At 33.8% G+C, this 11,964-nt stretch carries 7 protein-coding genes and 1 pseudogene; 5 read left to right on the forward strand and 3 right to left on the reverse strand.

Features of this window, described 5'->3' with window-relative positions; translation table 11 throughout:
- The 3 genes from FPG59_RS09315 to FPG59_RS09325 all read right to left on the reverse strand — a co-directional run.
- A partial coding sequence (locus FPG59_RS09315; protein WP_086454342.1) for a hypothetical protein occupies positions 1–411 on the reverse strand: 411 nt, incomplete at its 3' end.
- A 124-nt stretch (positions 412–535) separates the two neighbouring features.
- Positions 536–2,308, reverse strand: coding sequence for a DNA mismatch repair protein (locus FPG59_RS09320; RefSeq protein WP_086454343.1), 1,773 nt, complete (start codon positions 2,306–2,308; stop codon positions 536–538).
- Between the two features lie 308 nt (positions 2,309–2,616).
- Complete coding sequence (locus tag FPG59_RS09325) at positions 2,617–3,456, reverse strand: universal stress protein (RefSeq protein WP_086454344.1); 840 nt, start codon at positions 3,454–3,456, stop codon at positions 2,617–2,619.
- A 169-nt stretch (positions 3,457–3,625) separates the two neighbouring features.
- On the opposite strand from FPG59_RS09325, the gene mnmE reads away from it, so the two are divergent.
- The 5 genes and pseudogenes from mnmE to FPG59_RS09350 all read left to right on the forward strand — a co-directional run.
- Positions 3,626–5,026, forward strand: a complete 1,401-nt coding sequence (gene mnmE, locus FPG59_RS09330) for a tRNA uridine-5-carboxymethylaminomethyl(34) synthesis GTPase MnmE (RefSeq protein WP_086454345.1) — start codon at positions 3,626–3,628, stop codon at positions 5,024–5,026.
- Between the two features lie 233 nt (positions 5,027–5,259).
- Positions 5,260–5,823 carry a helix-turn-helix domain-containing protein gene (locus FPG59_RS09335; protein WP_243698925.1) on the forward strand — a complete coding sequence of 188 codons (564 nt, stop codon included), beginning with the start codon at positions 5,260–5,262 and terminating at the stop codon, positions 5,821–5,823.
- Entirely contained in the window at positions 5,820–6,962 is a 1,143-nt protein-coding gene (locus FPG59_RS09340; protein WP_086454347.1) for a site-specific integrase, read from the forward strand. The genes FPG59_RS09335 and FPG59_RS09340 overlap by 4 nt, the downstream gene beginning before the upstream one ends.
- A gap of 798 nt (positions 6,963–7,760) precedes the next feature.
- The gene (locus tag FPG59_RS09345) at positions 7,761–11,006 is read left to right on the forward strand and encodes an AAA family ATPase (RefSeq protein ID WP_086454348.1); all 3,246 of its coding nucleotides are present in this window, start codon (positions 7,761–7,763) and stop codon (positions 11,004–11,006) included.
- 53 nt (positions 11,007–11,059) lie between these two features.
- A pseudogene (locus FPG59_RS09350) lies at positions 11,060–11,964 on the forward strand (hypothetical protein); the annotation flags it as partial.

Below are 11,964 nucleotides of genomic sequence, written 5' to 3' on the forward strand. Positions count from 1 at the left end.
TTCTAAATGTTCAACATAGTCTGCTATCAAAAATTTTAAGGTGAAAATATTTTCCCCTATTTTTATTTCTCTTTTTAAGTTGTCAATAGGTATTCTTTTAATAATTTCAAGAAGTTGTTTATTATATATTGTCCAAAATGAAATTATCTGTTCTGCATTTATTTGTTGGTAAAAACTAAATTCATTCCATTTATTTTGGTTGTAACTAATTTCAGGAGTCATTTCAAATTGTCCACGAACAAATCTTTGATGATTATTTGTTGCACTGTCAATTAAATGGCCAATAATTTCTTTTTTACTCCATTTATCTTTTGATATTTTTAAAGAAAAACTTTCTTCACCCATTTCAGTTATAAGACTTGGAATTATATCAGTTAAATATTCTAACCTTTTTATTGATTGCTCCACCATTTTATTTTGTTTTAGTTTCCATTAGTACAAACTGTCGCCAAACTTTGAAATTATCAAACTTAAAATCAAATTTAATTCATCCTTCTGTAAGAATAGTTTTAATTTCGAGTAGATGCTTTTAATTTTAAATCACTCCCATTTTTTTCATTAAAAACGTAGCGCTTTTGTTTTTACAAATTCCGTCACGAAGTTTGTAATCAAAATGGAGCTCATCATTAACAATCTCTACTTCAAAACATTTATTTACTAAGGTTTCAGGATATTCATTTGTAGTAAGGCAAACTTCAATATCATGCGTAGCAATGGCACCAATGGCATTTTTAGCAATCACTTTCTTAACTACTTCTATGGTACCGTTTCTCTTGTCATCAGAATTTGTACCGCGCAAAATTTCGTCTAGTAAAATAAAAGCTGGTGTATGATGCAATTCGTCCATAATTTGTTTTAAGCGTTTTATTTCAGCAAAAAAATACGATTCACTATCTGCTAAGGAATCAGATAAGCGCATGGATACTAACACTGGTAAAGGATGAATATTAGCTTGTAACGCACATACAGGAGAACCAATTCCTGCAAGAACCATATTGATACCTAAACTCCTCAAAAAAGTACTTTTGCCAGACATATTAGATCCCGTTAATATCATAAAAGACTGTGGATAAAAACAAACGTCATTGCCGATTCTAGTTTTTTTGTTCAACAAAGGATGACTTAGTCCTTTAAAATCAACTTCATACTTGGTGTTTAAACTTGGATAAACAAAATCTGGATTGTTGTACCCAAAATTTGCTAAACTGTTAAGCATTTCCATTTCGCCAATAACGTTTAACCATTGCTCTAGCGCAGTACCATTGTTATTTTTCCATTTTAACAATGCTTTAAAAACATGCAAATTAAAAAGAAAAGTTCCATTAAAAACGGTTGCAGTTACAAAATTTCCAATACTATCCATATTGGAAAACAATTCAGATAATTTTTTTAAATGCGCGCTGGCATTCCCATTTTCAATTTTTAATTGCTGTTGCAACTGAATTAGTTTTTGAGATGTAAAAGGCTCCTTTTCAATTTTTTCTAATAGTAAACTGTATTGGTGAATTGTAATATCAATATTTGTTGAGGTGGCTACTTCGGCAAGAATGCGTTTTACAAACCTTCCTAAAACCATCAAATTAAATATAAAAACATAACCCAGAATTGAGGCGAAAATAAGTTTTGAAGTGACAGCATACAATATCAAAAAAGTAATGAAAAGTAGCGGTGATAGGTATGAAATTAAAACAGTAATTCGCGAAAGGGGTGTACTATTAAATGTAGTCCAACGCATTAAATTTTGATAACTAGTTGCCGTGTCCTCTCCTACTTTGGCCACAGCCAAAAACTCTTGACGCCACTCTATTTTAGCAGACAACTCCCTCACTGCTTCTTGATTTTGCTCAATCTCAGTATTAGGTGCAATGGATAACAATCGTTTTGCAAACGTTTTTTTTCCTATGTAGGTAGCCGTTCTATTTAAATTTTGGAACAAAGAATGCGCACCAAAAACATCCAAGTCATACGCATACGGATGATGAAAATCATTAAATTCAATTCCATTTTCAAACGGAATAGCTTTACCCTCTAAATAATCAATTTCATTAGTATTAATGTCAATTAAAGCCTTATTTATCTTTCTTTTAGTATTTATAGACGTATGCAAACGCATTAAAATAATAAACAAAACCAGAAAAAAAACAGCTGCCAGACTGTACAGTAAAGCATTCGTTTTTAAATAGTAATAAATTGAAACAAAAAAAAGCACCATAGCCAGTAATCTACTTATACTGATGCTATTGTACTTTTTTGTTAAGGTTGATGCTACTTGAGAAAATTGAGCAACTCTTGATTTATAAATTTCCATATTTTAATTGATGATTTACAAATATAGTAAATTAGTTCCCTATCCATCTCAATTAAAAGCAATGGAGCCGCTATACTACAAGTCGCGCAATATCTATAACTTTAGAAGCTCCATTGCTGCATTATTGAGTTGATTTCAATTGTAATTTATGTAAACGTTTATAAAATCAAAAGGCTTTAAAATATGATACTCACATAAACTGCTTCGTTTTTAACTTTCATTGGATCAAACAATTCCTGTCGAACCATTTTAAAATTCGAAAAACAATACAAGCAACTATTAAAATTATGCCACAAAACCGCTCTTTTCTATTCTATATCAGCAGGAATGGCTAAAATTGGTAAATCAGTATAATTGGCCATTTTTCGGGTTAAACTCGAATTGAAAATACCGGCTAAAAAGCTTCTTTTGTAATGCAACAAAGTGAGAATATCAATGTCTTTTTGCTGAATAAAATCGTAAATAGAACCTTGAACGTCATCGCTAATCATAACGTGAAATTCTACTGGGTCGGCACTAAACTCATCTTCCCAAGCTTTAATCGTATCTTTGGTAACATCAGAACTAGCTGTTTTTACATACAAACATTTTACTTTGGCTCCTGTTTTGCGCGCTATAGCTAAAACTTGTTTTAAAGCTTTTTTGTCTTTTTTTCTAAATCGAGTGGTAAAACAAATTTGGTGAATGGGTCTGTATTCAGCATCCCCAGGAACGCACAATACGGGAACAGTTCCGTCAGTTATAATGTTTGCCGTATTGGTGCCCGCAAAAAAATCATCCCAACCTTGCACTCCATTTGTTCCCATGACAATAAAATCAATATCTTCGTCTTGCGTAATATCAAAAATACAAGAAGTCAAATCGCCTTCAGTCAATCTATGCGATAATATAATGTGCTGCAAATTGAGCTTTTCTGCAATGGCTCGTAATTTAGGAACCTCATCCTTAAACTGTTCAAATTTACTCAACTCGACTGAGTTGTATAAAATGGTATAATTAGGAGGAAAAAACGAACTGTCATAACTAGGCGCATCAAAGGTGTGCAACAATACGATTTCAGCTTTTACTGTATTTGCAAACTTTAAGGCATGTACAAAAGCATTTGTGGCAACAGGAGAAAAATCGGTAGGGAAAAGAATTTTTTTCATAGCATGTGTAGTTAAAAGATTAGTTGTTGTAACAAAGATAAGCTCTTACTTGCGCTAGAAGTATGACATTTGTCATACTAGCATCACTATTTTCAAAATTATTTTTCAGTAAAGCAGTTGTCTTGCGCTCCCACCAATTTTGGTTACTTTTGTATAAAAATAAATCAAAATGATTCCTCAAGACTCCATTGTTGCCCTTGCCACTCCATCTGGCGCCGGAGCAATTGCCATAATACGAATTTCTGGTCAAGATGCTATTCCTATTGCTGATAGTGTTTTTAAATCCATAAAAAATAAAAACTTAGTCACTCAAAAAACCCACACCCTACATTTAGGTCACATTGTGGATGGTTCCAAAACGCTCGATGAAGTATTGGTTTCTGTTTTTAAAGGACCAAATTCCTATACTGGCGAAAATACCATAGAAATTTCTTGTCACGGATCAACGTATATTCAGCAGCAAATTATTCAATTATTGCTCAGAAAAGGATGCCGAATGGCCGATGCAGGTGAGTTTACCCTACGCGCTTTCTTGAATGGTAAACTGGATTTATCACAAGCCGAGGCTGTTGCCGATTTAATTTCATCAGACAATGAAGCCAGCCACCAAATTGCGATGCAGCAAATGCGTGGCGGATTCTCGAACGAAATTGCCAAATTGAGAGAGGAACTTTTAAACTTTGCTTCGCTTATCGAACTCGAATTAGACTTTGCCGAAGAAGATGTAGAGTTTGCAGACAGAACCCAGTTTCACGAATTACTAAATAGAATTGAGTTTGTCCTAAAACGCTTGATTGATTCCTTTGCGGTGGGTAACGTAATTAAAAACGGAATTCCTGTTGCCATTGTGGGCGAACCTAACGTAGGAAAATCGACGCTTTTGAATGCTTTACTCAACGAAGAACGCGCCATTGTATCTCACATTGCAGGAACAACACGTGATACTATTGAAGACGAATTAGTCATTGGCGGCATTGGTTTCCGCTTTATTGACACGGCAGGTATTCGAGAAACCAAAGACTACGTAGAAAGCATTGGCATTCAAAAAACTTTTGAAAAAATAGAACAAGCGCAAGTGGTTTTGTATTTATTTGAAAGTTTCAGGTTTCAAGTTTCAGGTTCAGAGTACATCCTTGAAATTGAAAAAGTAAAAAATAAATATCCTTTAAAACCATTACTCGTTGTAATCAACAAAATAGATTTAATTTCGGTTGAGGAAAGAGATTCTATCAGCCAGCAACTTGACAAGTTAAACGTACATCAAGTCTTATTAAGTGCAAAACAAAAAATTGGCATTGACGAACTCAAAAACCAATTGCTTTCCTTTGTCAACACCGGTGCCTTGCGCAACAACGAAACCATTGTAACCAACACCCGTCATTATGATTCCTTATTAAAAGCTCTTGATGAAATTAGCAAAGTAAAATACGCACTTGAAACCAACCTTTCTAGCGACTTGATGGCGCTTGATATACGCGAAGCATTATACCATTTCGGGATGATTACCGGTCAGGTAACCAATGATGAATTGCTAGGGAATATATTTGCAAATTTCTGCATCGGAAAATAGGTTTCACAAAACATCACAAAATAAAACAAAGAATCCCAGTTAAAATGTCATAAAAAGGCATTTTAACTGGGATTCTTCTTTCTGTTTATTTAGCTTTATTTGCAGATAGTTTGTTCCTTTTTTGTACCATTATTGTACCACGAAAATAATTTTCCTTATTGGATTTTTCTTTGGCGAAATTATGACACACAGAGAGACACATAGACACAATGGGACACAAAATTAGTCACATTATGAGTTCTAACATTGAGGTTATCAGAATTTGTGAGCACTGCAAAAAACAGTTCACAGCCAGAACAACGCGTACACGGTATTGTTCGCACATTTGCAACAGCCGTGGTTATAAATCACTGGTGCGCAAAGGAAAAGTAGAAAAAAGCAATAACGAGATCGTTCAGCTTTTAAACACAGATTTGGAAAAAATAAAGCCACTTGAGTTTTTAAAAATTACTCAGGCAACCCTTCTTTTTGGAATCAGCAGAAGTACGCTTTACAGGTTAGTTAACAATGGACATCTGGACATTGCAAAGTTTGGCAAACGAACTGTTATCCGCAGATGCGATCTTGAAGCTTTTTTTGCAATTCCTGTACAGGATGTAACCTTGAAAACTGGACAGCAATTTCCTGGTTTTGACAATTGCTATACTATAACGGAAATTCAGCAGAAGTATAATATTTCTTCAGGAGCGCTCTATCTATTGATTCAACGGCAGGGTATAGTAAAATATTCCGTTGGAAAATTCACCTGTGTAGCCAAACAGGATATTGATATAATTTTTAATGCTGTAGGAAGATGAAAAATATAAATGTTACGCTAAGAAAGAGGAAACTGCCAAGTGGTAAGATTACACTATATCTTGATTTTTTCCCTCCGGTATACAATCCTAAGACCCATAAACTTTACCGTAGGGAGTATTTAAGTTTATACCTCGTTCCTAAACCAAAAAATAATGTTGACAAGACTATGAATTCTGAGAATCTATATAAAGCTGAAATTATCTGTGCAAATAGGTTTAATGAAGTAAATAAGCCGCAGATCTACAATCCTTTTGAGCTGCAGCAACTTCGTCTTAAAGAGATTGGCGAAAAATCATTTCTGCAGTATCTCAAGCTTGTTGCAGAGCATAAAACGGGCAATAACGGTGATATCTGGACTTATGCCATTATCCACTTTGAAAATTTTCTTAAGAATGAGGATATACTGATACAGGATATCGATGTGACTGTTATAGAAGATTTTAGGGAGTATCTCTTAAAGGCAAAATGTATCAGGAAAAAGGGTAAGTTTTTAGCTCAGAATACAGCTTTAACTTATTTCAATAAGATCAAAGCTACTCTTCGAAAAGCATACAAAAAAGGATTACTGCAGACCGATGTCAATGCTGCAATTGGAAGCATAAAGGAACAAGAGTCTCAAAGGAATTTTCTAACCATGGAAGAAGCTGTAAGGTTATTTAAAACCCCTTGTAAAAAAGAAATTGTCAAACGTGTCAGTCTTTTTTCTCTGCTCACAGGCATGCGCTATTCCGATATATCAAAACTTACATGGGAAGAAGTACAATACAGCAAACAGGAAGGGTATTATATAAGATTTAAACAGCAGAAAACTGATAAGCCAGTTACCCTACCTATTTCTGAGGAAGCGCTTGAATTCTTAGGTGAACAAAGAATGGAGTATGGGAAAATCTTTTTAAATTTAAAAAAATGGGATTTTGACCGTTTGATACCCATTTGGATTAAAGATGCAGCTATTGAGAAACATATCACTTTTCACTGCTTTCGCCATACCTATGCAACATTACAGATGGCGGCAGGTACCGACATTTTCACTGTGTCTAAAATGCTGGGACACAAGAACATAAAGACCACACAGATATATACGAAAATCATCGACGAGAAAAAAAGGGAAACAACTAATAAAATTTCATTTAAATAACATTTTTAATACTGGTTAAAAAAGAAAAATGAAATCTCGGCTTTTGCTTTAATTTTTTTTTGGTACTTTAAGGTCGAAGGTACATCATTTTATTGCAGATTTTCTCAAAAACGGACAAAATGTAGATCTCAATATAGAATTGATTGAAGTGAACACATGTGGTGCTGTTTTTTTTTCAAAAGCAAGCATTTGTCAATTGTATCATATGGAAAATTTTACCATCTGTCCAGCCACAACGAAATGGGCACCAGTCAACAAGAAGACAAAAAGGATTAATTGAAACACATTGGAGCAGAAACACTTGATGAATATAGTACTTCAGGTAAATTAAAAAAAGGTGATTTCAGGATAAGACAAAAAAACAGAACATTGCTGTTCGGCTTTTTTTCGGTGTGGCAGGATTATCTGCTATCTTTTTAATTTATTGATTTTATTGGTATCTTCAAGCACTCTTCCAAAAAGGGTAACCTAATAGATCTCATTTATAACAACTTACCTTATAGCCCTTTGAATCTTTGATCAATTTGATCTTAAGTCAGTAAAGTATTTGTATAAATGTAAATGTATGAAAATTGTTCCTGAGATACAACTATATACATTGTGTCGTGAAATTTATTAGTGTTGGACTTTCCTATAACCATAAACCCGTCCAAAAAAATATCGAGTTTTTTTTGAAGATTTGGAGCTATACCAGAGAAACCACTAAGGATTGAGGTTTAAGCCGGTTAAACGTTAAAATTTGAATAGGTTAGCTATATTTGTCTACCAATAAATGATTTATTTCAAATTAATATTACCATGAGAAACGCTTTCTACGGTTACTCTTTCCAAAAACTTGTTACATCGTTGATGCTGACAATAATGGATGTAGAAAGGACCATTGAATCCATAGAGATTGAAGCCTTGGTAGATCATAAATTTGACGATATCAGGGTGATTAGCAACGACAAGGAGTATTTTTTTCAGATAAAAGATTTCGCTTCCATCTCACTAAACGAGATCGTTGTGTCCGAAACCGAAATCATTATTGCAGGAAATCTTCACAAATTGTCAAACGAAACAAATGTTTTATTTTTCAACAGGCTCGAGATTACACCCGATTGCGAAATATTAGGTATACCTGCACTCCGACTGGGAAATATCTATATAATATCACAATCAGGACAAGAGATAGATCAGAGAATAGAAGAGCTTTATAAAACAGACCACCTTAGAAAATACATCATCGATCAGTTTTTTAGTGGATGTCTCGACAAACGAAATCTGCTGATAAAAATAAGTGATTTACCATCTTTGAATATCTTCAAAACCTTTTTGATAGAACCTACTGTCAACGTAACAAGGAAATTGCTTGACGTTGAAAATATATTGCTCATTGAAGGCAAGCCAGGTGTAGGAAAAAGCCATCTAGTGGTAAATCTGGAAAATCAATATAAAAATAACGTAGTTTACCGTTTCTGGGTTTCCAATCAGGATAATGATTATAACGAGCGACTGAAGTACAACAACTTCATTCAGGATTTCTCAAAAAAGCTGTTTCGCAACCTGAAACCATATACCGAAGTACAGATTATAGCAAAATTGAGGGAACGTGAAAAGACGGTTATAATAGATGGCCTTGACCATGTCGAAAACTATAATCCAAATGACCTGGAAAAATACGTTGCCTTTATTAATAATCTGAAGGAGCATTGTAAGGTAATTGTATTGAGCCGTCCATTGCAACGCTTATTACCTTGGAAAAAGCAATTGTTAGGAAATTGGAATCATGGACAGACAAAAATAGTTTTAAATGAGCTTTACCATATTCAGGATTACAAAATTATTCAAAAAATTTTTACAATAACCGACGGTTATCCAATACTGGTAAGATATATTGCAGAACAATATAGGATTGAAGGCATTGTACCCGACTTCGAAGCATTTGATAGCATTGACAAGTACTACGAGAAAATAATCGAAGGCGAAAAAGGAAAACAGGCACTAGCACTATTTCTTTGTGTTCGATCATACCTTATGCAATCTGAAATTGATTTATTCCTTGATACATATGGTGCGATGTTCGTGAAACAATTTGTCTCAGAACATCCATATCTTTTTGAGTTGCGTCTTAACAGGATTTCGATGTTTCACGATAGTTTTATTACATTCCTACGCAAACGGAACACCGACTACAAAATTGTATCAGCTAAGGTCAATGCTGTTGTATACGCATCGATAATGAATATAGAGAAGCGATTTCAATCACGATTTTCTTATTTTGATCATTCAAAGGAAGAAAAACAAAGCATTATAAGAAAGTACGCTTCAATCGTAGAGTTTAAGAAATTGATAGAAGGCGTTATCGACTTCGAGGCAGTAAGAGATTTCTATTTCCAGATTCGCGAAACACTTTCCACGATGGAAGCCGAAGTTCTGGAAATCAGGCAATATTATGATTTATCGCTGATATTAAATATGGTTTCTCGTGATCATATATCAACACTCAACGGATTTCACTTTATCTATTGCAGATCATTACTTTTTAATGGTTATACTATTGAAGACATTACAAGTACCCGTTATCTGTTCGGAATGTTTTACTATTTAGAAACAAACGATGGGTCCCTTCTTTTGAATACTACAAGCGATGACAACTATGAAACACGTCGATTCTTTAGCGAATTACAAAATGATGTACAGGAAGAAATAGAATTCTTTGAAAAGCATCAAAAACCGCTTTCAATTTCTAAAATCTGTTCACTCTTGAATGACAGCTCAAACATGCATTTTAGGGAAATTGTTACCTATATTCTTGAAGATCTGTTTATACATACAGAGAATAGGAAAACTTATAAGATTTGGTATAGAGGAATAAGTGAATACATGAAAGGCAATGAATGGAAAGCTCTTACTATTCTAGAGGAGATCACATACGATCTGGGTATCGATCAATACTCGCTATCTTACATATTAAAACAGGCGCGAGAATATCTTTTGGCGATTGGAAAGCTACCCAAGGAAAATGATTTTTTGAATTTGTCGCTAAAACAGTATATCGTTAACCATAGAAATGATACGAGTTTCACCATGTGGGTAGACATACTAAGTTATCTGCGATTAGCACTTCATCAGGGCCGTAAGATAGACCTGAAGTCAATTTCATTGTTTTGGACCAAATACTATGCGCGTAAAGACCATTCTCTATATGCGTTGGACACAGCACTGCCGATATTTGAAAAATTAGGGTTTATAGAAATGTATGATTCTGTTAGTCTGATTAATAAAATTCAGGTAATGTCTGAGAAGGGATATCGTGGTCTTCTGGCAGACTATATAATGCAGCGTCCTCCCGAATTTATGGCTTCAATTTTCAATGATTTCCATACAGATAATTTAAACGTTTCATGGTTTCTGTTAGACACAGAATATATAAATGTCCTTCCTGATCGCGTTTATAATATTGAGTTGAGAAATCAAATAAGATACCATCGCACAGATAATAACATTCCGTATGACGAGGTGGAAAATCTGCTCGATTCAAACAGAATGGATAAGTTTCGTGAGGATTTGGCTTTTCATAGGTATAGTATTTCAATTAAAGACAAAAGACCAGAAATTAACAAGCTGAAGGCATTGAGGATTCCTTATAAGACATTTAAGGAAAAAGAGTATGAAAGTAGCTCTACACCGCTTTCTTATTTTGAACAGGGAATTTTGGACAGTTCAAACAAGCATCTTATTATAGAAAATAGACTTAATCCATCTGAAGTTGCTGCTTTCGGCGATGGTTATTATGCTGCTTTATCTGATATCGACATCTATAAAGTATTTTCAAAAGAGGAAATGAGGGCAAACATGCAGGGAATATTGTTCAATGCAATTACTTCCCGCTTAAGGACGATAGACCATTTCCATTCACTGTGGCCGCTCCCAGGAAATGTGATAAAGCTTTTTTATTCAAATGAAGTGGTTGATGATTTTGAGGAATATTTTAAGAGTTTTATAGCCTATTTAGATCTTTCAATGTTTGATTTAAAGAATAATATTGGAGATCCATATTAGATAGTTGCATATTTGCTACCTTCGGTTAATTTTGGCTAACAGATTTTAATACAATGATAAACATAAAGCAACTACTTGAATTTAAAGATCTCTTTCCAGATGAACAAGTGGAACCTATAATAAAGTATTTAAGCAAAGTCTCGAGAGAATCTTTATTAAGATCCATTGGCTTTTTTAATACAAGACCTATCCCTAACTATGATAATTTTTTTAGTAACCCAGAGATACATGACGAAGTAACCCAGAGAGTCGATAAATATTTATTTGATAGACAAATCACATCCAAGCCACAAGTAGTCAGTGGGCAAACGGCATTAAAATTCGCGGAAGCAGTTTTGTCGAATTCCCAGGAATTACTAGAAAATAATACAAATGATTCTCCCGATGATGATGAAATGAATTTGTTTAAGGCATTTTTATGCATTAATACTGAACTTATAAATAATCAAGTGCTGGATAATGTAAATGAAGATGATTTTGAAAAGATTATTGATTTTAGCATAGTATTTACTTTTCCATTTGCAGATCTTGGTATTTCTGAAAATGACAACATTGAATTTTTGCATTTGCTTTATGCCACTTTTTATAAGGTAGAAGCATTATTAGGATTTCTGAATTCTAAGCCTAACTATTTAAATCTTAAAGATGAATTCCTTAGATCCTTTAACGTTTCGACTGAACACGAATTTGTAGCCCAGATGACATTTCTTTTTGGGAAATTACTGCAATTAAAAGGAACTAACAGTTATCTATGGGAGGTTGATGATAAGGATGCGAAGGCATTTTTAGATTCAATGGTATCCGACGATATAGCTCCCGACGAAGATTTTACAAATATCAAAAATAATCCGATATATAAAATTGAGGATAATCTATATTCAATTGTCCATTACTTTTTTGTAATTGATAAGTTTTACAAAAGTGCTAAGTTTAAAATCAAAGAACTTTATGAGAAGGA

It is taken from the genome of Flavobacterium sp. FPG59 (assembly GCF_002150205.1).
Taxonomy (GTDB): Bacteria; Bacteroidota; Bacteroidia; order Flavobacteriales; family Flavobacteriaceae; genus Flavobacterium.